The following is a 24094-nucleotide window of genomic DNA, read 5'->3' as shown; positions in this document are numbered from 1 at the left end:
GTTCCTTCATTCACAAGGGATCGCGTCACTGGTGAGGTCGGCGGGGTGGCGGGGTCCGGCGGGCGCGGCCCCGCCGGGCGGCGGCGCGCATCGCGGCGCGGGCCAGTTCCGGCCGGTCGGCGGCCCCGTCGAGGCTTGCGGCGAGCGCCCGTACGGTCGGGTGGCGGAACAGGTCGAGCATGGTGACCGAGCGGCCGGTGGCCTCGGTGAGGCGGGCGTGCACGGCGGCCAGGGCCATCGAGTGGCCGCCGATGTCGAAGAAGTTGTCGCTCACGCCCACCGCGTCGCGGCCGAGCACGTCCCGCCAGATCCCGGCGATCAGCTCCTCGGTCCCGGTGAGCGCGTCCGAGCCGGCGGGCAACGGCGGGCGGGCCGGTTCGGCGGTGGCGACCGTCATCGCGCCGAGCGCCGCGACCCGCACCGCCGGGCGGGGCAGTTCGGGCGCCACCTCGGCGGCCGGCGTGTCCGGGTCGGCGGCGAGCGCGCCGACCAGCGCGGCCAGGTCGGCCAGGAGTGCTTCGATCCGGTCGGCCTCGAACAGGTCCGGGTTGTGCACCACCTCGACGCCGGCCCGGCCGTCGCGCTCCACCACGTAGACGGTCAGGTCGAACGGCGACCCGGGCTTGGGCACCGGCACCGGCTCGACGGCCAGGCCGGTCAGCGCCAGCCGGGGCGCGACGAAGTTGAGCACGTTGAACAGCACCTGCACCAGCGGGGCACGGGAGGTGTCCCGGCCCACGCCGAGCGTCTCGACGATGCGTTCCAGCGGCGCGCCCGGGTGGGCGGTGACCTCGTGCAGCTCGGCGGCGGCCCGGTCGACCTGCTCGGCGAAGCTCGCGCCGCCGGAGCGGACCCGCACCGGCACGGTGTCGATGAAGAAACCGATCACCTCGTCGAACGCGGCGAGTCGCCGGTCGGCGACGATCGCGCCGAGCACGTGCTCGTCGCCGCCGGTGACCCGGCGCAGCAGCTCACCGAACGCGGCAAGCAGCACCGCCGCGACAGTGGTGCCGCGCCGGGCGGCCAGGTCGCGTACGGCCCGGTCGGCGGTCTCGTCCAGCCGCACCGCGGCCTCCGACCCGGCGTACGTCTGCACGGCCGGGCGGGGACGGTCGCGGGGCAGGTCCAGCACCGTCGGCGCGCCGGTCAGGTGCGCGGTCCACCAGGCCAGGTCCGTCTCGCCCCGGCGCCGGTCCCGGTCGGCCCGCCACACCGCGTAGTCGGCGTACGTGGCGGGCAGCGGCGGGCGGCCCGGCACGGACCGGCCGAGGGCGCGGGCGTACGCGAGTGCCAGCTCGTCGTAGAGCAGCGCCTCGGACCAGCCGTCGAAGACCGCGTGGTGCACGGTGATCGCGAGCACGTGCTCCCGCGCGGCGAGCCGGTACACGGTCACCTGCCAGGGCGGGCCGGTGGCGAGGTCGAACGCGTGCCCGGCGCCGGCCGCGAGCATGCCGGCCAGCTCACCGTCCGGGTCGGCGGAGCCGGTCAGGTCGACCACCGGCACCGCCACGTCGGTCGGTTCCTCGCGGACCGCGTACGGCACGCCGCCGTTGCACGGGATGCGCCAGCGCAGCACGTCGTGCCGTTCGGCGACGGCCCGCAGCGCGGCGCCGAGCGCGGGGACGTCAAGCGGCCCGCGCAGCCGGTGCGCGACCGCGATGTTGTAGGGCGCGCTGGACGGGGCGAGCTGGTCCATGAACCACAGCCGCCGCTGCGGCGGGGACAGCGTCGGCGGGTTGCCGGTGGTCAGCCCGTCGGCGTCGGCGGGGTCGGCGGCGCGGACCCGGTCCACCAGCGCGGCGAACGTGCGGTCGGCGAACAGCACCCGCGTGTCAACGTGCCGGCCCAGTTCCGCGCGCAGCGCCGCGACCAGCCGCATCGCGGCGATCGAGTTGCCGCCGGCGGCGAGGAAGTCGCTGTCCGGGGCGGGCGCGGCGCCGAGGAGCCGGGTCCAGACGCGCCGGACCGCCGCCGTCACCGGGTCGTCGTCGGCGGGCGCGTCGTCCACGGTGGCCGGGGCGGTGGTGGCCAGCTCGCGCAGCGCCGGCCGGTCCAGCTTGCCGGTGGTGGCGCTGACCGGCAGCGCGTCCAGCCGCACCGTCCGGGCGGGCAGCATCGCGGTGGTGAGCCGCGTGTGCGCGTACGCCCGCAGCTCGTCGTGGTCCGGCGCCCCGGCCGGGGTGAGGAACGCGACCAGCTCGGCGCCGGCCGGGCCGGGCACCGCCTCCACGGCTACCCGCTCGACGCCCGGGTGGGCGGCCAGCACCGCCTCGATCTCGCCCAGCTCGATGCGCTGGCCGCGCACCTTGACCTGCCGGTCGGCGCGGCCGAGATAGACGATCCGGCCGTCCGGGCCCTGCCGGACCAGGTCGCCGGTGCGGTAGAGCCGTTCGCCGGGGACGTCGCCGAACGGGTCGGGCACGAACCGCCCGGCGGTCAGGCCGGGCCGGTTGAGGTAGCCGTCGGCCAGGCCGGGCCCGCCGATCAGCAGCTCACCGGTCTCTCCCGCCGGCACCGGCCGCAGGTCGGCGTCGACCACGTACGCCCGGTGGTTGGGCAGCGGCCGGCCGATCGGCATCGGGTCGGTGTCGGCCGGGGTGAGGTCGCAGGTCACCGCCAGCACCGTGGTCTCGGTCGGGCCGTAGCCGTTGAGGAACCGCCGGCCGGGCGCCCAGCGGGCGACCAGTTCGGCCGGGACCGCCTCGCCGCCGCAGAGCAGCACCCGCCACGTCGGGAACGCGGCCGGGTCCAGCAACGCCAGCACGGTCGGGGTGATGAAGCCCCAGGTCACCTCGTGCTCGGCGACGAACCGGGCCAGCCGTACCGGGTCGGCCCGGTCGTCGGCGCCGAGCAGCTGCACCGCACCGCCGAGCGTGAGCGGCACGAACAGGTCCATGGTGGCCGCGTCGAAGCCGAGCGAGGCGATGCCGAGGCTGCGGACCGAGGCGTCGGCGCCGGTCAGCGCGGTCACGCCGGTGACGAACTCGACAGCGTTGCGGTGGGTGGTCAGCACGCCCTTGGGGCGGCCGGTGGAGCCGGAGGTGAACAGCACGTACGCCGGGTCGCCGGGGCGGGCCGGGCAGGGCACGAGCGGAGCCGGGCCGGGCAGGCCGAAGGCCGTCACGCCGGGCTCGTCGCCGAACTCGGCCGCCGCCGCGTCGCCGACCACCAGGCGGACGCCCGCGTCGCGGGCGATGCCGCGCAGCCGGGCCCGGGGGCCGCCGGGCTCCAGCGGCACGTACGCGGCCCCGGCGAGCAGCACGCCGACCACCGTGACCACCAGGTCGGGGGTACGCGCGCCGCACACCCCGACCCGGTCGCCCCGGCCGGCGCCGTGCTCGCGCAGCGCGGCGGCCACCCCGGCGGCCCGGTCGACGAGCTGCCGGTAGGTGAGCCGGGTGTCCCACTGGCGCACCGCCACCGCGTCCGGGGTACGGGCCGCCTGCGCGGTGATCAGGTCGGCCAGGGTGGCGTCCGGCCAGGGCAGGTCGCTGCCGTGGACGACGCCGGCGGTCAGGGTGTCGGTCACCGGAGTGCTCCAAGGTGCTCGGCCGGGTCGGTGATCTGGAGGCGCAGTTCGCTGACGTAACCGCGGCCCCGCGCGTCGGGCACCCACGCCTCGGTGGGTGCGGGCAGCAGTTCGGAGACCACCACCGGCACGTCCGGGCCGGTACGCAGCGCCGCGTCGACCATCGCGCACAGCGACTGCGCGTACAGCGGGCCGGTCAGGTCCACGTAGCAGGGTTTGATCTCGGTGCCGACCTTGACGAACACCCGCTCGGGCAGGCCGGTCTCGGCGCGCCAGCGGCGTACCGCCAGGTAGCGGGCGGTCTCGTCGGGGTGGCCGCCCAGCCCGCACGCCCCTGCCGTGGTGCGCCAGGTACGCCGGGCCACGACCAGCCGGTCGATGGTGATGCGGGGCGTGTACGCGGCGGCGCCGAGCAGCTTGAACGCGTCCAGCAGCAGCGAGCCGAGCAGCGTGGCGAACACCTCCATCAGCGGCCAGCGGGCGCCGTCGGGGAAGACCGCGGTGAGCGTGTCGCCGGTGCGTTCGACGAGCACCGTGGTGGCCGGGACGAGGCGATCCACGTCGGCGCCGTGCGCGGTGTCGATGCCGAGCTGGCGGTCGGCCGGGCCGGTCAGCGCGTACGTGGTGCGCGTGGTGCGGCGGGGGAAGCTGTCCGGCCAGAGCACCCGCAGCCGCACCGGGCCCAGGTCGGCGTCGAGGTCGGCGCGCAGCGCGGCCGGGTCCGGGTGGAACGGGCTGAGCACCGCGCTGTCGAACGCGACGGACGCCGGGTGCAGCTCGCCGAGCACCAGCAGGAAGTCGCCGCGCTCGACGGCCTCCGGCGAGGCGGCGCTGAGCTGCACGTCCGGGTTGTGCAGCCGGGCCGACGGCCAGCCGGGCGTCTCGGCCGGGAACAGCTCCCGGGCCCGCTCGGTCAGGTCCGCCGCGCACAGCCGCAGCTCCGCCTGCCCCGCGGGCAGGTCGGCCAGGCCGAACAGCTCGGCCCAGCGCGCGGTGAGCGTGGCCCCGGCCCGGCCGATCGGGCCGTCCGGGGCGATGAGCGTGCCCTGGGCCAGCAGCCACAGGTCGGCCAGCCGCACCGGCTCGCCGTCGGCGGCCAGTTCCTCGTGCAGCTCGGCGAAGACCTCGCCGCAGCGGGTGGCCACCTCGGCGGTGAACCAGCGGGCGGTCCGCAGCACCACCGCCAGCGGCTCGGCGAGCGCCTCGACGACCGCCGACCCGATCCGGAACTCCAGGTCGCGGGCGGTCTCCTCGTAGCAGACGGTGCGGCCGGCGTACATCTGCCCGCTGTGCCGGGTGGCCGGGCGGCCGGTGACGGCGGTGAACTCGGCGTTGAGGGCGGCGAGCGCGGCACCGAGCCGGTCCGGGTCGCCGGCCGCGGCGGCCACCTCGTCGCGGGCGGCGCGCAGCCGGCCGAACCCGGCCGCCGTGGCGGCGCGGACCGGCTCGTCGCCGATCGCGGCGATCCGCGCTTCGAGCACCCGCTCGGCGTCGGGCGCGATCGGCAGGTTCGCGCCCCAGCTGAGCCGGCCGCGCTCCACCCACCGGTCGAGCAGCAGGTAGACGTCGTCGGCGCTGTGCACCTCACCGGCGTCGCACAGCCGCCGCGCCAGATCCAGCGCGGGCGTCCGCCCGTCGCAGGCGCCGAGCACCAACGCCTCGACCGGGGTCAGCGCGATCGGCGGGTGCATCGGCCAGCGCAGTTCCCGCCCGGCGACGGTCAGGTGGGGTTGCAGGGCCGGCGCCCACCAGCGGCGCACCGCGAGGTCGTCGGCGAGCCGGTCGGCGTACGCGATGAGCGCCCACGCCTCGAAGTAGACCCGCCGCCGGTGCACCAGCGTCTCGCCGGGCACGGTGGTCACGCCGGGCCGGGACGTGTCGAACGTGCCCCAGCAGACCGGGCCGAAGAAGCCGATGGTCTCGGCCTTGCCGCAGTAGCGCTGCCAGTAGCGCAGCAGGCTCAGTTCACGCTTGCGGCGGCGGACGTTGCGCACCCCCGGGTCGGTGCGCAGCAGCCCGTCCAGCGCGATCAGCATGTCCGGGTTCTGCCAGGTCACCGCCTCGCGCAGCAGCGGGTCGCCGGCCAGCTCACCGGCCACCGCGGAGGACTCCGCGAACGCGTCGGCCAGGGCCTTGCCGAACACCTCGGCGCCGGTGTCGCCGGCGAGCAGCGCGTCCGCGGCGGCGGCGCAGTCGGGCGCGGCGAACCGGTCCAGCCCGGCGGCCGGGAACCCGGCGGTACGCAGGACCACGTCCCGCCACACCGACCAGCCGGTGTCGCCCAGGGGCAGCAGGTGGCTCACCGGTGGTCCTCCCGCCCGGTGTCGGTGATGTGCAGGCGCAGCTCGCTGAAGTAGCGGCGGCCCCGGCCGTCGGGCACCCACGCCTGCTCCGGGCCGGGCAGCATCTCGCTCACCGTGAACGACACGTCGTCGCCGCCGTCGACCCGGGCGGCGCGCACCATCGCGCAGAGCGTGGTGGCGAACGCCGGCGCGGACAGGTCCACGAAGCAGGGTTTGGTCTCGGTGCCGAGCTTGACGTACACCTGCTCGGGCAGGCCGAGGCGGCGCCGCCAGTCCCGGACGGCGAGGAACCGGTCCCGCTCGCCGTTCGGTACGGCGAGGCCGCTCTCGCCCACCGTGGTCCGCCACGTCTGCCGGGCCAGCACCAGCCGGTCCACGGTGATGCGGGGCGTGTACGGCGCGGCGGCGACCAGCTTGAACCCGTCCACGGCGTGCGCGCTGAGCGGCTCGGCGAAGATCTCGACGAGCGGCCAGCGCTGCCCGTCCGTGGCGGTGGCCACCAGTTCGCCGTCCACCTCGTCGACGACCAGGCCGACGGTGGGCAGCACGCGGGCCGGGTCGGCGCCGGGCGCGTCGAGGAACGCCAGGTGCCTGTCGGTCGGGCCGGTCAGCGACTCGGCGGTGCGGCTGGTCCGCCGCGGCCAGTCGGCCGGGAACAGCAGCCGGACCCGCCGCCGCCCGAGGTCGGCGGCGAGCGCGTCGCGCAGCCGTTCCACGTCCGGGTGCGACGGGGTGAACACGGCGCAGTCGAACGACGACCAGGCGGCGTGCAGCTCACCGAGCACCACCGTGTAGTCGCCGCGCCGCAGCGCGTCCGCGTCGGTGGCGCAGATCTGCAGGTCGGGGCTGTGCATGGCGGCGTTGGACCACTCCGGACCGGTGCCGGGGAACACCGCGTCGATCCGGTCGGCGAGGTCGGCCGCGCGCAGCCGCACGTCTGTGGTGCCGGCGGGCAGCGTGTCCAGGCCGAACAGTCCGGCCCAGCGGGCCGCGAAGTCCGCCGCGACCGCGTCGACCGGCCGTTCCCCGTCGCCCCAGAACATGCCCTGGGCCAGGAACCACAGGTCGGCCAGCGGCACCGGGGCGCCGGACTCGGCGCGCAGCTCCTCGTACAGGCCGCGCAGCACGTCCAGGTAGGCGCGGGCGAGCGCGTTGGCAAGCCAGCGGGCGGCGCGCAGCAGCACGTCCAGCGGCGCGGCCAGCTCGGCCAGCAGCGGCGCGCCGAACACCACGTCGAGGTCCCGGGCGCTGTCCTCGTAGCAGACCGTGCGGCCGGCGTACATCTGCCCGGCCCGGCGTACCGCGGGCACGCCGGTCAGCTCGGTGAACGTGGCGTCCAGCGCGTCCAGGGCGGCACGCAGCCGGTCCGCGTCACCGGCCGCGGCGGCCACCGCGTCGCGGGCGGCGCGCAGCCGGTCGAACCCGGCGCGGGCGGCGGCGCGGGCCGGCTCGTCGCCGATCGCGTCGATCCGCGCGGCCAGCACCCGCTCGGCGTCCGGGCTGACCGGCAGGGCCGCGTCCCAGGTGATCAGTTCCCGCTCGGCCAGCCGGTCGAGCAGCGCGTACCCGTCCTCCGGGCGGCGCAGCCCGATCGCCGGGTCGGCCACCAGGTCGGCGGCGGCCCGCCGGCCGTCGGCCGCGCGCAGCAGCGCCGCCTCGACCGGGGTCAGCGTCAGCGGCGGGCGGCCGGGCCGCAGCACGTCCCGGTCCCGGACGGCCAGGTGGGCCCGCAGCATCGGCGGCCACCACCGCCGCACCGCCGGGTCCGCGCCGATCCGTTCGGCGTACGCGGACAGCGCCCACGACTCGAACCACACCCAGCGCCGCCGGGTCAGGCTCTCGCCGGGGTTGACCAGGGCAACCTCCAGCTGTGCGGGATCGACGGCGACCCAGCAACTGGGGCCGAAGAAGCCGACCGTCTCGTTCTTGCCGCAATAGCGCTGCCAGTACTTCAGCAGCGCCCGCTCGCGGTCCCGGCGGCGTACGTTGCGGGCCGCGTCGGCGCCGCCCCGGACCAGCCCGTCGAAGGCGACGAGCGCGCCCCGGTTCTGCCAGGTGACCGCCTCGCGCAGCAGCGGGTCGGCGGCCAGCTCGCTGAACCGCTGCGCGCCGGCGCGCAGCGCCTCCTCGAACTCCTTGTCGAACCGGTCCGCACCGGCGCCGGTGGCCAGCAGCTCGTCAGCCGCCGCGGCGGCCCGGGGCGCGCTGAACAGCTCCAGTCCGCCGGCCGGGAAGCCGGTGGTCCGCAGCACCGCGTCGCGCCACACCGACCAGCCGGTGTCGCCGAGCGGAACCCGGTGCGCGGCGCCGGCGGTCCCGCGACCGGCGGCGCGCACCGGGTCCGGACCCGCGTCCGGCGTGCCGGGGCGGGTGTCTGTTGGCGCGGCGGTCAGGTCGGCCCGGATCAGCGCGGCCAGCTCGGGCAGCCGGTCGTGCAGGAAGAAGTGCCCGCCGTCCAGCTCGTGCAGGGCGAACCCGGCGGCGGTGTGGTCGGCCCAGGCGGCGCTCTGTTCCCGGCTGACCGCCCGGTCGGTACGGCCGGCGAACACGACGATCGGCACCGGCAGCGGCTCGCCCGGTACGTGGCGGTAGCTGTCGACCCGGTCGAAGTCGGCGCGCAGCAGCGGCAGCAGCAGTTCCACCAGCTCGGGGTGGTCGAGCAGTTCGGCGGGGAGGCCGCCGCCGTCGCCGAGGCGGCGCAGCAGTTCCTCGTCGCTCGCCCGGGACAACCCGTCGAACGGACCAGGCCCGTCGATGTGCGGGGCGCGGGCGCCGCCGACATAGAGCCGCAGCGGCAGCGGGCGGCCGGTGCGGCGCAGCTCGCGGACCACGTCGAAGCCGAGCCGTCCGCCCATCGAGTGGCCGTAGATCGCGTACGGGCGGTCGGCGCGGGAGGCGATCGCGTCGGCCACGTCGGCGACGTGGAAGCGGGGGTCCTCGGTGATCCGGTTCTCCCGGCCGGGCAGTTGCACCGGCACCACGTCGACACCGGCGCCGAACTCGTCCGCCCAGCGCCGGAACGCGCTGGCGCCCGCTCCGGCGTAGGGCAGGCAGAACAAACGCACCGGCGCCTCGGGTCGGCTTCCGGCGGAGACGAACCAGTTCACCGTGGACCTTTCTGCACGGGGTCGATCCAGTGCCGGCGGCGCTGGAACGGGTAGGTGGGCAGTTCGGTGCGGCGCACCGTGCCCTCGGGGTGCAGCGCGTGCCAGTCGACGTCGTGCCCGGCGACCCACTCGGCGGCCGTCTCGCGCAGCGGCCCGCCGTCACCGGCGAGGCGGGCGCCGGTGTCGAGCAGCACGTCCAGCGCGGACAGCGCGGACGGCAGGTCGGCGGCGACCACCGCCGCCCGGTGGGCGAACGCCCGCCGGCCCAGCGCCAGCGTGGCGGCCACGTCGGGCAGCGCCGGGACGGCCCCGGCCAGGTGGGCCCGCAGCCGTTCCAGCGCGGCCCGCAGCGCTGCCGGGGTACGCGCCGACACCGGCAGCAGCCACGGCCCCTCGCCGGGCGGGTCGGCCGGTTCGGCCGGCGGTGGCTGTTCCACCACGACGTGCGCGTTGGTGCCGCCCAGACCGAACGCGCTCACCCCGGCGACCCGGCGCGCGTCGTCCGGCCAGTCCCGCGCCTTGGTGGGCACGTAGAACGGTCCGGCGGCCAGGTCGATCTCCGGGTGCGGGCGGGTGAAGTGCAGGTTCGGCGGGATCACCCCGTGCCGGACGGCCAGCACCGTCTTGATCAGCCCGGCGATGCCGGCGGCCGCGTCGAGGTGACCGATGTTCGTCTTCACCGAGCCGAGCGCCGTGGAGTCGGCGGGCGCGGCGCCCGCGTACACCTCGTGCAGCGCGGCGACCTCGATGGCGTCGCCGAGCGGCGTACCGCTGCCGTGGCCCTCGACGAAGCGGACCTCGCCGGGTGCGACCTCGGCGGTGGCCAGCGCGGTCGCGACGGCGGCGGCCTGTCCGGCCGGGCCGGGCACGGCGAAGCCGGCCCGGTCCGGGCCGTCGTTTGTGACCGCCCAGCCGGGCAGGATCGCGTAGATGCGGTCGCCGTCGGCCTGCGCGTCGGCGAGCCGGCGCAACGCCACAACGCCAGCGCCGGAGCCGAAGCCGGAACCGTTCGCGGCCTCGTCGAAGGCGCGGCACCGGCCGTCGGGCGAGGCGAGCCCGCCCGAGCGGTGCCGGGGCCACATCACCGTGGAGCCGCCGGCCAGCGCCAGGTCGCACTGGTAGTCGGCCAGGCTCTGCGCGGCCACGCAGACCGCGACGAGCGAGCTGGAGCAGGCGCTCTGCACGGCCATCGCCGGGCCGGTCAGGCCGAGCCGGTAGGCCACCTGACCGGGCAGGTGGTCGGTGAACTGGCGGCCGACGAGCCGGGCCTCCCAGTCGTCCGGGTCGACGTCGCCGACCACCGCCGGGTTGTCCATCAGGTGGAACAGGAAGTAGCGGTTGGCCGAGGTGGCGGCGTAGACGCCGACCAGGCCGGGGAAGCGTGCCGGGTCGTGCCCGGAGTCCTCCAGCGCCTCCCAGGCGGTCTCCAGGAACAGCCGGTGCTGCGGGTCGGTGCGGGCGGCCTCGTCGGCGCCGAAGCCGAAGAACTCGGCGTCGAAGTCGGCCACCCCGTCGAGCCGGCCGGTGGCGCGGACGTGCCGGGGGTCGGCGCGCAGGGCCGGGCCGACGCCGAGCGCGGCCAGCTCCTCGTCGGTGTGGTCGTGCACCGAGTCGACGCCGGTGCACAGGTTCCACCAGAACGTGGCCACGTCGGGAGCGCCGGGGAACCGCCCGGCGACGCCGACCACGGCGATCTCGTCGCCGGTGTACTCGCGGGCGGCGCGGACCGGCGCGGCGGGCGCGGGCAGCACCGGGGCGCGGACCGCCTCGGGCGGGGCGTCCAGCAGCGCCGCCTGGGCGGCGATACTCGGGTGGTCGAACAGGCGCAGCATCGGCAGCCGTACGCCGAACCGCTCGGCGAGGCGCTGCTGCACCTGGCCCAGCAGCAGCGACTGCCCGCCCACGTCGAAGAAGCTGGCGGTGCGGGCGACCGCGTCGCGGCCCAGCACCGCGCACCAGATGTCGTGCACGGCGCGCTCGGTCTCGGTGGCCGGGGCCTCCTCGGCCGGCACCTCGGTGACCGGGTCGGGCAGCGCCCGCTCGTCGATTTTGCCGGTGACGGTGAGCGGGAACTCGTCGACCACCACCACCGCGCGGGGCACCGCGTAGTCGGGCAGCGCGGCGATCAGCGCCGCGCGCAGCGCCACCGGGTCGGGGCGGGCGCCGGCCGGGCGGGCGTACGCGAGCAGTTCGCCGGCCCGGACGACGGCGCGGACGCCCGCGACGCCGGGCTGGGCGGACAGCACGGCCTCGATCTCGGTCAGCTCGACCCGGTGCCCGCGCACCTTGACCTGCCGGTCGAGCCGGCCGAGGCAGACCAGCTCCCCGCCGGGCAGCAGCCGGCCCAGGTCACCCGTGCGGTACGACCGCACCCCGTCGGCGTCGACGCCGAAGCGGTCGCTGTCCTGGTTGAGGTAGCCGGGGGCGAGGTGGCGGCTGTGCACCACGATCTCGCCGGTGTCCGGGTCGAGGTCCAGCCGGTAGCCGGGGAAGGCGGTGCCCACCGGCAGTGGCCCGCGGGCGTCCGGGTCCACCTCGGACAGCTGCTGCGCGTGCCGGGCGGCGAACGTCATCTCGGTGGCGCCGTAGCCGTTGACGAGCACGCAGCCGGGGGCGAACCGGTCCCGGCCGCGCGCCGCGTCGGTCCAGGTGGCCTGCTCACCGCCGAGCAGTACCGCCCGCACCGTGGGCAGCCGGCGCGCGCCGAGCGTGTCGAGCAGGAAGCGGTAGACGGTGGGCGTGCAGTGCAGCACCGTGGCGCGGTGCCGGTCGAGCTGTTCGACGGCGTGCGCGAGCCCCTGGCGGCGCAGGTCGACCGGTACGACTGCGGCGCCGGTGAGCAGCGCCGGGTACAGGTCGGGGATGGCGGCGTCGAAGCTGAACGACGCGAGCAGGCTGAGCCGGTCGTCCGGGCCGACGCCGAGCGCGGCGATCTGGTTGTCGACGAGGTGGGCCAGGTTGCGGTGGGTCTGCCCGACCGCCTTGGGCACGCCGGTGGAGCCGGAGGTGAACAGCACGTACGCGAGCGCGTCCGGGTCGGCGGCGACCGGGCGCAGCGGGGCCGGCGGCACCTCGTCCAGCGGCACCACCGCACGGCCACCGGCCAGCGTGGACGCGAGGTCGCGGTGCTCGGCGGCGCAGGCCACGACGGTGACCCCGGCGGCGTCGACCATGTGGCGCAGCCGCGCGACGGGGAAGCCCGGATCCAGCGGCACGTACGCGCACCCGGCGGCGAGGGCGCCGAGCAGCGCCGCCACGGTCGGTGTGCCGTGTGCGGTGAGCAGCGCGATCCGGTCTCCGGCGCGCAGGCCCGCGGCGGCGAACACGGCAGCGTGCCCGCCGGCCGCCCCGGCCAGCTCGGTGTAGGTGACCTCGTGGGTCTCACCGAGAAGGGCCGGACGTCCGCCGTGGACCGCCGAGATCGCGCCGAAACGATTGATGATCATCGTCTCTGCCATGTCAGGAAGCGGGTTGTGCTCCACAGACGACAGGCACGCAGCAGCGATCGACGAATGTGATCATTGATCCCCCCCAGGACTTCACATTGGAAGCAGAATATGGCTCACAGCCCGGGCCGGAAGGGGGCCGATCAGGCTTGACCCGAAGGGAGGAAGGCACCCTGGAACGTCGGATGGAGGAATTCGTCCGATCATCCCTCTAGCGCGTAGACGATTTTCAGCGTACGTGACCGCCCACGAATTATTTTACGGTGAAAATACTTCCTGGCCGTCGAATCTTCGTGGCGGCGGCCTCGGTGCCGCAGCTCAACCCGGATCGCGGGGAGCGTGCTCAGACATCGTACGGCGGGCGTGGGATGGGGTCCACCATGGCGTCGAAGCCCTTCGGGAGCTGCGCGACGAGGTCGTGGAACTCCCCCACCGTCACCGTGTCGCGCAACGTGGCGAGCACCGCCACGGCCCCCACCTCGGCGACCGCCGGGTCCACCGCCGCGCGTTCGGCCACGCGGTACAGGAAGTCGACGGCGCCACCCGTGGTGGCGGTGCCCGCGGGCTCCAGATAGCCGCCCACGTCGTCCGGCAGCTGCGCCGCCAGGTCCGTCGCCTCGTCCGCGGTGATCCGGTCGGCGAGGGTCTGCAACACCGCCCGGGAGACGGTCGCCGCCTCGTCGGTGGGCAACTCGGCCCGCCGCGCCACCGCCTCGACGAACAGGGGGAACCGCATCCCACCCCTCCCCTCGCCGCCGGCGGGCACCACGCCACGCGGTCGGCCCCGGCGGGTACCCGCCCCCCGCACCGGCCAAACGCCCCACCCACCGGGTGGCGGGAAAGCCGGAGGCCGGGTGGCCTGTCGCATCGGTAGCATCCGCGCATGGGATCCCTCACGACCCACCCCGGCGCCTGCCCGCTGGACTGCCCGGACACCTGCGTCTGGCAACTCACCGTCGACGACGGCCGGGCGGTCGCGCTGCGCGGCGACCGGGACCACCCGTTCACCAGGGGCGCGCTCTGCGGCAAGGTGAACCGCTACCTGGACGCGGTGAACGGGCCGGACCGGCTCACCACGCCCTGGGTGCGTACCGGACCGAAGGGCGCCGGCCGGGTCGCGTACCGGCCGGCGAGCTGGGACGAGGCAGTCGAGCGGGTGGCCGCCGGCCTGCGGACGAGCATCGAGCGGGACGGCCCGCAGTCGGTGCTGCCCTACTACTTCGCCGGCACCATGGGCCTGGTCCAGGGCTGGACCATGGGCCCCCGCCTCTTCGCCCATCTGGGGGCGTCGTGGCTGGACACCACCATCTGCACGGCGGCGGCGCGGGCGGCGCTGCGCTCGCTCTACGGCGCCTCGGTCGGCTTCGAGCCGGAGTCGATCGTCGAGGCGGGGCTGATCGTGCTCTGGGGCGCCAACCCGCTCGTCACCAACCTGCACCTGTGGCCGTTCGTGCAGCAGGCCCGCGAGCGCGGCGCGTACGTGGTGACGATCGACCCGCTGCGTACCGACACGGCGGCCCGCGGCGACGAGCACGTCGCGCCGCTACCCGGCACCGACGCGGCGCTGGCGCTGGGGCTGATGCGGCACGTCCGCGACGCCGGGGCGGCCGACGAAGCGTGGCTGGCCGCGCACACCACCGGCTGGCCGGAGCTGGCCGCCCGGCTCGACGAGTGGCCGGTGGAGCGGGCCGCCGCCGAGTGCGGCCTACCGGCCGAGACGGTACGCGGCCTCGGCGACCGGATCGCCACCACCCGGCCGACGGCGGTACGGGTCGGGCTGGGCCTGCAACGCCACCACGGCGCCGGGCAGGCGATCCGGGCCATCTGCGCGCTGCCGCTGGTCACCGGCGACTTCCGGTACCCCGGCGGCGGGGCGCTGGTGACCACCAGCGGCCACCACCCGGTCGACAACGGCCCGGTGATCCGGCCGCGCGGCATGCCGGCCCCACCGGCCCGGACGCTGAACATGAGCCGGCTGGCCGCCGTGCTCACCGGGGAGGCCGACCCGCCTGTCACCTCGCTCGTGGTGTTCAACGCCAACCCGGCGGCGACCGCGCCGGACCAGGCCCGGCTGCTCACCGGGCTGGCCCGCGCCGACCTTTTCACCGTCGTGTTGGAGCAGCGCTGGACCGACACCTGCGACTACGCCGACGTGGTGCTCCCGGCCACCATGCAGCCCGAACACCTCGACCTGCAGACGTCCTACGGGCACCACTACACGACGCTGAACCTGCCGGTGACCCGCGCGCCCGGCGAGGCGCTGCCGAACACCGAGATCTTCCGGCGGATCGCCGCCGCGCTCGGCGTCGACCATCCGGCGTTCCGGGACAGCGACGAGGACCTGGCCAGGCAGTTGCTGGCCGACGCGCCGATCACGTACGAGGAGCTGCGCGAGCGCACGTACGCCCGGCTCACCGGCGTGCCGGTGGGTTCCGCGCCGTACGCCGAGGGCGGCTTCCCCACCCCGGACGGGCGGGCCCGGCTGCACGACCCGGCACTGGCCGCGCTCGGGGTGGACCCGCTGCCCGGCTACACGCCACCGGCCGAGGCGGCCGACCCGGAGCTGGCCCGCCGGTTCCCGCTGACACTGCTCACCCCGGCCAACCGCTACCTGATGAACTCCACGTTCGCCTCCCTGCCCTGGCACGCCCGCCGCGCCGGGCCGCCCCTGGTGCACCTGCACCCGGCCGACGCGACGGCGCGCGGGCTCGCCGACGGCGACGCGGTGCGCGTGCACAACGACAGGGGCGCGTTCCTCGCCGCCGTGGCGGTGGACGAGGCGGGCCGGCCGGGGTGCGCGTTCACCTACAAGGCGTACTGGGCGCGGCGCAGCCCCGGCCGGTCCACTGTCAACGCGGTCACCGGCGTCCGGGACACCGACCTGGGCGCGGCGCCGACGTTCCACGACTGCCGGGTGCAGGTCGAGCCGGTGCCGGCCGAGCTGCTGACCGCCGAGCCGCCCCTCGACGAGGTCGCCGAACCGGTCGCGGCTGGGTGATTCGGGACCTCCGGCCCCCTGACCTGGTCTTTGCGCCCCTGCCCCGGCCCACGGTCGCCGCCTAGCGTCGGAGGCGGACAACGGGAGGTTCGCCATGCGTACGTGGCAGGTACAGGACGTGATGACCAGGAACGTGGCGTCGGTGCGGGAGGGCACGGAGTACCGGGAGATCGTCGACGTGCTGACCGACCGGCACGTCACGGCGGCGCCGGTGGTGGACGAGTCCGGCCGGGTGCTCGGTGTGGTGTCCGAGGCGGACCTGATGTACAAGGTGGAGTTCCTGGGCCAGCCCCGGGAGCGGCGGATCCTGCCGGACCGGCACCGCCGCGAGGCGCGGGCGAAGGCCGACGCGACGCTCGCCGCCGACCTGATGACCGCTCCCCCGGTCACGATCACGCCGGACGCGACGATCGTGGAGGCGGCCCGGCTGATGGACGCGCGCGGCGTGAAGCGGCTGCCTGTGGTCAACGACCTCGGCCGCCTGGTCGGCATCGTCACCCGTGGCGACCTGCTCAAGGTGCATCTGCGCCCGGACGCCGGCATCCGCCGCGACGTGGTCGAGGAGGTGCTGTGGCGCAGCCTCGGCGTCCGCGACGGCGTGGTGGACGTGACAGTGGACCGGGGCGTGGTGACGCTCACCGGCCAGGTGGAGCGCCGCTCCACGGCGCAACTCGCGGTGCGGCTGGCCCGGCAGGTAAGCGGCGTGGTCGAGGTGGTCGACGCGCTCGGCTACGCGGTCGACGACACGCCGATGAGTGCGCTGCGCATCGGTGGTGGTGCCCCGTCCGGCATCGCCTGAGCCCGCACGGGACCTGGTGGGCGTCGGCGTACCCGGCGCCCGCCGGTGTCACTCCTGGGCGAGCGCGTCGAGCACCAGCGCGGCGGTCCAGCTGAACGCCGGTGAGCCGAGACCGGCGCCGGTGTCGGGGTGGAAGTACTCGTGGCAGCCGGCCCGGTCGACCAGGTCGAGCATCGACTCGCGCAGCCCGGCGGCCAGGTCCGCCCGGCGGTGGGTACGCAGTCCCTGCCAGAGCAGCCAGCCGGTGTTGATCCAGCTCGGGCCACGCCAGTAGCGCAGCGGCTCGAGGTCCGGCGCGGTGCGGTCGTACGTGGGCAGCGGCCGGTCCATCCGGGCGGCCAGCCCGAAGCGCGGCGAGCACGCCTCGGCCAGCAGCGCGGACACCTGCGCGGTCGGCAGCTCGGGCAGCGCCAGTGGCATCAGCCCGAGCACGGTACGGGCGGGCACGAGCCGGTCGGCGCGCACGTCGCGGGGACGGAACGTGCCGGTGACCGGATCCCACAGCCGGGCCACGAGCGCCTCGGTGATCCGGGCGCCCCGGTCGCGGTGCGGCCCCGGGTCGGCGCCGATCACCGAGGCGATGCGCGCGAGGGCGTACTCGGAGACGCCGAGGGCGGCGTTCACCAGTGGGCACTCCACCAGGAACGGGTGCCGGCCGAGCAGTCCCTCGTCCCGGTAGCGGCCGGCCCGGTAGGACTCCACCAGCGCGACGTAGCGCGCGTAGTCCAGGTCGGTGGGGCGCTGCGCCGCGTCGGCGTGCGCGGTGTCGTGCCGCCGGTACGCGCGCATGACCGCCTCGTCGGCGGGCACCCCTGCGAGCGGCGCGTCCCAGGCCGGGCTGTTGTCCAGCCCGGACTCCCACGGGTGCACGATCGCGGCCAGCCCGCCGCCCCCGGCGTCGCGCCGCCCGGTCAGGTAGCGCTGCTGCGCGACAAGCCTCGGGTAGAGCCGGCGCAGCGCGGCCACCGACGCCTCGCCGGGTGCGCGGCGGTGCACCAGCCAGGCGGCCGGGGCGTGCACCGGCGGCTGGACGATCCCGGAGGTGGCCCGGACCGGTGCGCCGTCGGCGCGTGCCGAGTCCCAGAACTGCGGCCCGGGGAAGTACGGCCCGGCGCGTGAGGCCGGGTTGAACACGATGTGCGGCACCCGCCCGTCGACCCACTGCGCGGCGAACAGCGTGCGCAGCTCCCGCCAGGCCCGGTCGGGGCGGACGTGGGCCAGGCCGATCGCGATGAACGCCGAGTCCCAGCTCCACTGGTGCGGGTAGAGCGTGCGGGAGGGGACCGTGTGGTCGTGTTCCCAGTTGGCGTCCAGGGTGGCCAGTGCGAGGCGGCGCAGCCGGGCGTGCCGCTCGGCGTCGGCGCGTACCCCGGTGGTCAGCGTCATGCGGCGGCCCGCCGGGGACGGGCCTGGGCCAGCGCGGTGGCGGCCTGGCGCAGCGCGGCGACCGGCTCGCCGCGTAGCCGGCACTCCAGCGCCAGCCACCCGGTGTAGCCGATCGCGTCGAGCGTGGCCAGCAACGCGCCCCAGTCCAGGTGCCCGGCGCCGGGCTGGTGCCGGTTGGAGTCGCTGACCTGGACGTGCCCGAGGTACGGCGCGGCGGCGCGCAGCGCGGCGTGCGGGTCGTCCTCCTCGATGTTCATGTGGTAGGTGTCGGCGGCCACCCGCAGCGCCGGTGACCCGACCGCCCGGCACAGCTCGACCGCCTGGTCGAGCCGGTTGACCATGTGGTCCTCGTACCGGTTGAGCGGCTCGAGGAACATGGTGACCCCTTCGGCGCGGGCGTGCCCGGCCAGCTCGCCCAGGGCGTCGACGAGCACCCGCCGGTCGCCCTCGGCCGAGCGGGGTGGTTCGAACGGCGGCAGCCGGCGGGAGAACATGCCCCACGCGGCCGGGGTCATCGCGCCGACGCCGCCCAGCTCGGCGATCACCGAGAGCTGGGAGCGCAGGTTGTCCACCGCGTCGCGGGAGCGGACCGGGTCGAAGTCGCCGATGAAGTGGTCCATCTCGACGCAGACGGTCGGCATGACCACCCCGGCGGCGCGGGCGCGGCGCAGCTCCGGGCGCCGCCGGGCCAGGGCGTGGTCGCCCCGGCCGCGCAGTTCGATGCCCTGGTAGCCGAGGGACACGGCGAGGGCGTACTTCTGGGTCAGGTCGGCGCCGGGAAGCAACTGCTCCTGGCAGGCCAGCGGAATGTCCATCAGAACCTCAGCACCACTTGGAGGACGTCACCGTCACCGCGGTCGAGCAACGCCAGGGCGTCGGCCACCGCGCCCGCGTCGACGACGTGGCTCACCAGCGGCAGCGGGTCGACGCTGCCCTCGGCCACCAGGTCCATGAAGGTGTCAGCGATCCGCGTCCCGGACCACCGGCCGGCCGTGCCGGGTGCCGGGTCCGGCCCGGAGACCTGGGCGGCCACGAGCTGGATCCGGTTGTGGTGGAACTCCTCGCCGAGTTCCAGCCCGTGGGCGTACCCCTGGTAGAAGCCGGCCGCCACGACGCGGCCGGCGTGGGCGGTGGCGCGGATCGCCTCGTGCAGCGCCGGGTACGACCCGGACAGCTCCAGGCAGACGTCGGCGCCCCGGCCGTCGGTGGCCGCCCGCAGCGTGGCGGCGGGCGAGTCGGCGGCGGCGTCGACCACCCGGCGGGCGCCGAGCCGGGTGGCGTGCGCGAGCCGCCCGGGCATCCGGTCGACGGCGACCACGCGGGCGCCGGAGAGCGCGGCCAGGCGCGTGCCGAGCAGCCCGATCACGCCCTGCCCGAAGACGCCCACCCAGTCGCCCAGATGCAGGTCACCGGCGAGCACGGCGGTCAGCGCGATGGCGCCGGGCCGGGCGAACACGGCGGCGAGCGGGTCGAGGCCGGGCAGCAGCGGACGAGCGGCCGTCGCGGGGAGCACCGCCTCGGCGCGGTGCCCCCAGATGCCCCAGACGAGCTGGCCGGGCCGCCGCCCGGCCACGTCGGGGGCGACCTCGACGATCTCGCCGACCTCCTCGTAGCCGAAACCCACCACCGGGTACGCGGGCGTGGTCTGCCGGGGCACGAACATGCGGCTAACTGAGTCCCAGTCCTTGCGCAGACGCGGATTGCTGCCCCGGTAGAGGGTGAGTTCGGTGCCGGCGGAGATGCCCGAGTAGCGGGTGCGGACGCGGACCTGACCCGGACCGAGCCGGTCCGTGGGGCAGGGCTCCAGGCGTACGTGCCGGGGCCCGGCCAGAGAGACAACCCAGTTGCTCATGGCGTCGCTCCGAAGAAAGTACCGGCCCCGATTCTAACCTAAGAAATGGGCATATGTGATTAGATTGAGGAATCGATGGGTATTAGCGGCAGGCCGTGCTCTTTCGAGAGGAGTGCCACCGATGTCATCACCCTCCACGCGGCGGCTCGCAATCAGCCTGATCCTGGCACTGGCCGGGACCGGCGTGGCCGCATGCAGCGACGACGGGCAGAAATCCGACAGTTCGCAGATCACCGTCTGGAGCCTGGAAGACGTGGCGGACCGCGTGAACGCCACCAAGGCGATCATCGCCGACTACACCGCCAAGACCGGCGTCAAGGTCAACCTGGTCACCGTCAACGAGGACCAGTTCCCGGCCCTGATCGCCTCCAGCGCCGCCGCCGGCGACCTGCCCGACGTGGTCGGCTCGGTCTCCCTGGCCGGGGTGCGCACGCTGTCCGCGAACGAACTGGTCGACGCCGACGCCAACGGCGCGGTGATCGACCGGCTCGGCCGGGACACGTTCACGCCCCGCGCGCTGGAACTCACCGGCGACGGCGGCAAGCAGCTCGCCGTACCGAGCGACGGGTGGGGCCAGCTGCTCGTCTACCGCAAGGACCTGTTCGCCGCCGCCGGCCTGCCGGCGCCCGACACGTACGAGAAGATCGCCGCCGCGGCGGCGAAGCTGAACACCGGCGGCGTCGCCGGCATCACCGCGGCCACCGCCCCCGGCGACGTGTTCACCCAGCAGACGTTCGAGCACCTGGCGCTGGCGAACAACTGCCGGCTGACCGACGACTCCGGCACTGTCACGCTCGACTCCCCCGAGTGCGTCGAGGCGTTCCGCTTCTACGGCGACCTGATGCGCAACCACTCGGTGAAGGGCGCCCAGAACGTCGACACCACCCGGGCCACCTACTTCGCCGGCAAGGCGGCCATGCTGATCTGGTCGCCGTTCATCCTCGACGAGCTGGCCGGGCTGCGCGCCGACGCCCGTCCCACCTGCCCGCAGTGCCAGTCCGACCCGGCGTGGCTGGCGCGCAACAGCGGGTTCGTCACCGCGATCAAGGGCCCGAACGGCACCGAGCCGGCCCAGTACGGCGAGGTCAGCTCCTGGTCGGTGCTCGACGGCGCGGCCGACCCGGCGCAGTCGTTCGTGGAGTACATGCTCTCCGACGGCTACCCGCGCTGGTTCGGCATGTCCCCCGAGGGGCGCTTCCCGGTGCGCACCGGCACGCGAGAGGACAAGCAGAAGTTCCGCACCGCCTGGAACACCAGCCCGGCCGGAGTGGACACCAAGAAGCCGCTGTCCGAGGTGTACGGCGAGGACGTGCTCGCCACGCTGCGGCGCAGCCCCGACACGTTCCAGCGCTGGGGCCTGACCGAGAACCAGGGCAAGCTGGTCGGCGCCATCCTCGGTGAGCTGCCCGTACCCAAGGCGCTCGCCGACGTGGTCGGCGGCAAGTCCGACGCCCGCGCCGCCGCCGAACGCGCCCGCAAGGACGTCGAGGCGATAGCCAAGGGCGTCAATTGACCACCACCGCGCCGGAGGCCGGCCGCTCCCCCGCACCGGAGCGACCCCGCCGACCCGGCCGACGCCCGCTGACGCTGCGCCGCCGCGAGTCCCGCGCCGGGCTCGCGCTGGTCGCCCCGACCCTGCTCGTCGTGCTCGCGGTGATCGGCATACCCATCGTCTGGACGGTGGTGCTGGCCTTCCAGCGGGTACGCCTGGCCACACTGCGCAAGACCGGCCTGTTCGGCGAGCTGACGCTGGACAACATCGACCGGGTGCTGCACACGCCCGGGTTCGCCGACACGCTCTGGACCACTGTGCTCTACAGCGTCGGCGGCACCGCCGGCTCGATAGTGGTCGGCCTGGTGGCGGCGCTGGCCGTACGCGGGCCGTTCCGGGGGCGCACGCTGGTCCGCGCGTCGATGCTGCTGCCGTACGTGGCGCCGGTGGTCGCCATGACGTTCGTCTGGCAGGTGATGCTCGACCCCCAGCTCGGCATCGTCAACGACTGGGGGCGGCGCTTCCTCGGCTGGGATCAGCCGGTGCCGTTCCTGTCCCAGGAGTCCACCGCGCTGTGGACGGTGATCGCGTTCGAGGCGTGGCGCTACTTCCCGTTCGCGTTCCTGTTCCTGCTGGCCCGGCTCCAGGCGGTACCGGGCGAGCTGGAGGAGGCCGCCCGGGTCGACGGGGCCACGCCCACCCAGCGGTTCCGGCACATCCTGCTGCCGCAGCTCATGCCGGTGATCGCGCTGATCGGCGTCCTGCGGTTCATCATGACGTTCAACAAGTTCGACGACGTCTACCTGCTCACCGGCGGCGCGGCGGGCACCGAGGTGGTGAGCGTCCGCGTCTACCAGTTCCTCACCGCCCGCACCGACATCGGCGCGGCCGCCGCCCAGGCCGTCGTGCTCGCCGTGGTGCTGCTCGTGTTCGTGGCGATCTACCTGCGCTTCTTCGGCGCGCGACGGGAGGCGTGATGGACCGGAACCGGATCGAGACGGTGAGCCTGCGCTGGCTGCGCCGGCTGGTGATCGCCGGGTTCCTGGTGGTCACGCTCCTGCCGTTCTGGTACATGCTGGTGCTGTCGGTACGCCCGATCGAACGCCTGCTGCTCGAACCCGGCTCGCTCTGGGTGCCGTTCGGTGAGCTGACCGTCGCCACGTACGCCGAGGTGCTGAAGTCCGTCTCCGACGGCGGCCAGGGCTTCCTCACGTTCATCCGCAACAGCGGCCTGGTGGCGCTGGCCGCCACCGCGCTCACCCTGGTGATCGCCATTCCCGGCGCGTACGCGGTGTCCCGCCTGCGGTTCTTCGGCCGCCGGCAGGTCAGCGCGCTGTTCCTGGCGGTCTACCTGTTCCCGTCCATCGTCATCGCGATCCCGCTGTTCGTGGTCTTCACCCGGGCCGGGCTGCGCGGGTCGCTGACCGGCCTGGTGCTCGTCTACATCTCGCAGACGCTGCCGGTGTCGGTCTACATGCTGAAGAACTACTTCGAGACGATCCCCATCAGCCTGGAGGAGTCGGCGGCGATCGACGGCGCGGGCCGGCTCGGCATCATCCGCCGGGTCAGCCTGCCGCTGGCCGCGCCGTCGGTGATGGCCGTCGCGCTGTACGACTTCATGATCGCCTGGAACGAGTACCTGTTCGCGCTGCTGTTCATGGTCGACCGGCCGGACCGGTGGACCGTGTCGCTGGGCCTGTCGCTGCTGGCCGACGGGGTGGAGGTGCCGAAGACCGTGCTGATGGCCGGCTCGGTCATCCTCACCCTGCCGATCGTGGTGCTGTTCTTCGCCGGGGAACGGATGCTCACCGAGGGGCTCACCAGCGGGGCCGAGAAGGGCTGAGCGTCCGTGCCAGGATGATCGGGTGCGAGCATCAGGGGAGCGCCGGGCCGGCGCGCGGGCGGCCCGGCTGCTCACCGAGGCGCTCGCCCCGACCGTCCTGGTCACGGCGCTGCCGCTGATCGCCGCCGCCCGCGTCAGCCACTCGGCGGGCCAGTTCCTGCTCTGGGGCGGCATCGCGCTGACGTTCTGCGCCGTCATTCCGATCGGCGTGCTCGTGCACGGCGTACGCCGGGGGCGCCTCACCGACCGGCACGTCGGCGACCGCACACAGCGGGCCCGGCCGCTGTCGATCGGGCTGGCCTCGGTGGCGGCCGGTTTGCTGCTGCTGGCAGCGGTTCGCGCGCCGGCCGAACTGTTCGCCGTGATCGTGGTGGTCTTCGTGGTCGGCGCGGCCTGCGCGCTGGTGAACCACTGGTGGAAGCTGAGCATCCACGCGGCGGTCGCCGCCGCCACCGTCGCCGTGCTGGTGCCGCTGGCCGGCCCGGCCGCGAACCTCGGCTGGGCCCTCGTCGCGGCCGTCGGCTGGTCCCGGGTACGGCTGGCCGACCACACCTGGCCGCAGGTGCTGGCCGGCGTCGCGCTGGGCGGGCCGCTCGCCGCCGGCACGTTCCTGGCGCTCGCCTGACCCGCCGCCACAAGATCAGCTACGGTGGCCTCATGGGCAAGCCGACCCGCTGGGTGACAGACACGGATCCCGGCCACTCGCAGTGGTACGTGGACCGGTTCCGCCAACTCGCCGCCGAGGGCGCCGACCTGACCGGTGAGGCGCGGCTGCTGGACGCGCTCGTGCCGCCCGGCGGCCGCGTCCTGGACGCCGGCTGCGGCACCGGCCGGGTCGCCGCCGCACTCGCCGCGCGCGGGCACGACGTGGTGGGCGTGGACGCCGACCCGACGCTCGTCGAGGCGGCCCGCGCCGACCACCCCGGTCCCCGCTTCCTGGTCGCCGACCTGGCCGAGCTGGACCTGGCCGCCCAGGGCGAGGCCGAGCCGTTCGACGCCGCGGTGCTGGCCGGCAACGTGATGGTGTTCGTCGCCCCGGGCACCGAACGGGACGTGCTGGGGCGCGTCGCCGCGCACGTGCGCCCGGACGGACTGGTGGTGGTCGGCTTCGCCACCGACCGCGGCTACCCGGTGGCCGACCTCGACGCCGACGCGGTGGCCGCCGGGCTGCGCCCCGAGCACCGCTTCGCCACCTGGGACCTGCGGCCCTGGCGGGACGACGCCGGCTTCGCGGTGACGGTGCTGCGCCGCCCCGCCGGCTGACCCGCTCCCCAGCGCCTCCCGGCCCCGCCGCGCGCCGTGGCGGGCACTATCCCGGCCGTTCGCGGTCGCTCGTCGC

Annotated in this window: 15 protein-coding genes; 7 read left to right on the top strand and 8 right to left on the bottom strand. The window is 75.3% G+C overall.

The window, feature by feature from the left end; genetic code table 11:
* Positions 1–25: 25 nt before the first annotated feature.
* From AB0D28_RS09640 to AB0D28_RS09620, 5 genes are all read right to left on the bottom strand, one after another.
* Entirely contained in the window at positions 26–3529 is a 3504-nt protein-coding gene (locus AB0D28_RS09640) for an amino acid adenylation domain-containing protein (RefSeq protein ID WP_357384017.1), read from the bottom strand.
* Positions 3526–5832 carry a lantibiotic dehydratase gene (locus tag AB0D28_RS09635; RefSeq protein WP_357384015.1) on the bottom strand — a complete coding sequence of 769 codons (2307 nt, stop codon included), beginning with the start codon at positions 5830–5832 and terminating at the stop codon, positions 3526–3528. Before AB0D28_RS09635 ends, AB0D28_RS09640 begins: the two co-directional genes overlap by 4 nt.
* The gene (locus AB0D28_RS09630) at positions 5829–8939 is read right to left on the bottom strand and encodes a thioesterase domain-containing protein (RefSeq protein WP_357384013.1); all 3111 of its coding nucleotides are present in this window, start codon (positions 8937–8939) and stop codon (positions 5829–5831) included. The genes AB0D28_RS09635 and AB0D28_RS09630 overlap by 4 nt, the downstream gene beginning before the upstream one ends.
* Positions 8936–12397 (bottom strand): AMP-binding protein, encoded by a 3462-nt coding sequence (locus AB0D28_RS09625; protein WP_357384011.1) that lies wholly within the window; start codon positions 12395–12397, stop codon positions 8936–8938. Before AB0D28_RS09625 ends, AB0D28_RS09630 begins: the two co-directional genes overlap by 4 nt.
* 331 nt (positions 12398–12728) lie before the next feature.
* Positions 12729–13121 carry a DUF2267 domain-containing protein gene (locus tag AB0D28_RS09620; protein WP_357384010.1) on the bottom strand — a complete coding sequence of 131 codons (393 nt, stop codon included), beginning with the start codon at positions 13119–13121 and terminating at the stop codon, positions 12729–12731.
* A gap of 147 nt (positions 13122–13268) precedes the next feature.
* Here AB0D28_RS09620 and AB0D28_RS09615 point away from each other — a divergent pair, with 147 nt between their 5' ends.
* Positions 13269–15383 carry a molybdopterin-dependent oxidoreductase gene (locus AB0D28_RS09615; protein WP_357384008.1) on the top strand — a complete coding sequence of 705 codons (2115 nt, stop codon included), beginning with the start codon at positions 13269–13271 and terminating at the stop codon, positions 15381–15383.
* A gap of 94 nt (positions 15384–15477) precedes the next feature.
* The gene (locus AB0D28_RS09610) at positions 15478–16182 is read left to right on the top strand and encodes a CBS domain-containing protein (RefSeq protein ID WP_357384006.1); all 705 of its coding nucleotides are present in this window, start codon (positions 15478–15480) and stop codon (positions 16180–16182) included.
* 48 nt (positions 16183–16230) lie between these two features.
* On the opposite strand, the gene AB0D28_RS09605 is transcribed toward AB0D28_RS09610, so the two are convergent.
* The 3 genes from AB0D28_RS09605 to AB0D28_RS09595 are packed head-to-tail and all read right to left on the bottom strand — an operon-like array spanning position 16231 to position 19420.
* A complete protein-coding gene (locus AB0D28_RS09605; RefSeq protein ID WP_357384004.1) occupies positions 16231–17568 on the bottom strand; it encodes a hypothetical protein in 1338 nt (445 codons plus the stop codon).
* Positions 17565–18383 carry a sugar phosphate isomerase/epimerase family protein gene (locus AB0D28_RS09600; protein WP_357384002.1) on the bottom strand — a complete coding sequence of 273 codons (819 nt, stop codon included), beginning with the start codon at positions 18381–18383 and terminating at the stop codon, positions 17565–17567. Before AB0D28_RS09600 ends, AB0D28_RS09605 begins: the two co-directional genes overlap by 4 nt.
* Positions 18383–19420, bottom strand: a complete 1038-nt coding sequence (locus AB0D28_RS09595; RefSeq protein ID WP_357384000.1) for a zinc-binding dehydrogenase — start codon at positions 19418–19420, stop codon at positions 18383–18385. Before AB0D28_RS09595 ends, AB0D28_RS09600 begins: the two co-directional genes overlap by 1 nt.
* A 121-nt stretch (positions 19421–19541) precedes the next feature.
* On the opposite strand from AB0D28_RS09595, the gene AB0D28_RS09590 reads away from it, so the two are divergent.
* From AB0D28_RS09590 to AB0D28_RS09570, 5 genes are read left to right on the top strand one after another with little or no spacing between them, the layout of a single operon-like run.
* Entirely contained in the window at positions 19542–20933 is a 1392-nt protein-coding gene (locus AB0D28_RS09590; RefSeq protein WP_357383998.1) for an extracellular solute-binding protein, read from the top strand.
* The gene (locus tag AB0D28_RS09585; protein WP_357383996.1) at positions 20930–21889 is read left to right on the top strand and encodes a sugar ABC transporter permease; all 960 of its coding nucleotides are present in this window, start codon (positions 20930–20932) and stop codon (positions 21887–21889) included. Before AB0D28_RS09590 ends, AB0D28_RS09585 begins: the two co-directional genes overlap by 4 nt.
* Entirely contained in the window at positions 21889–22755 is an 867-nt protein-coding gene (locus AB0D28_RS09580) for a carbohydrate ABC transporter permease (RefSeq protein ID WP_357383993.1), read from the top strand. The genes AB0D28_RS09585 and AB0D28_RS09580 overlap by 1 nt, the downstream gene beginning before the upstream one ends.
* A 22-nt stretch (positions 22756–22777) precedes the next feature.
* Positions 22778–23380 (top strand): phosphatase PAP2 family protein, encoded by a 603-nt coding sequence (locus AB0D28_RS09575; protein WP_357383991.1) that lies wholly within the window; start codon positions 22778–22780, stop codon positions 23378–23380.
* A 32-nt stretch (positions 23381–23412) separates the two neighbouring features.
* On the top strand, positions 23413–24018 hold the full coding sequence (locus AB0D28_RS09570) for a class I SAM-dependent methyltransferase (RefSeq protein ID WP_357383989.1): 606 nt from the start codon (positions 23413–23415) through the stop codon (positions 24016–24018).
* The last annotated feature ends 76 nt before the right edge of the window (positions 24019–24094 follow it).

It is taken from the genome of Micromonospora sp. NPDC048169, from assembly GCF_040652815.1.
In the GTDB taxonomy this organism is placed as follows: domain Bacteria; phylum Actinomycetota; class Actinomycetes; order Mycobacteriales; family Micromonosporaceae; genus Micromonospora.
This window is presented reverse-complemented; position numbering and strand designations above follow the sequence as displayed.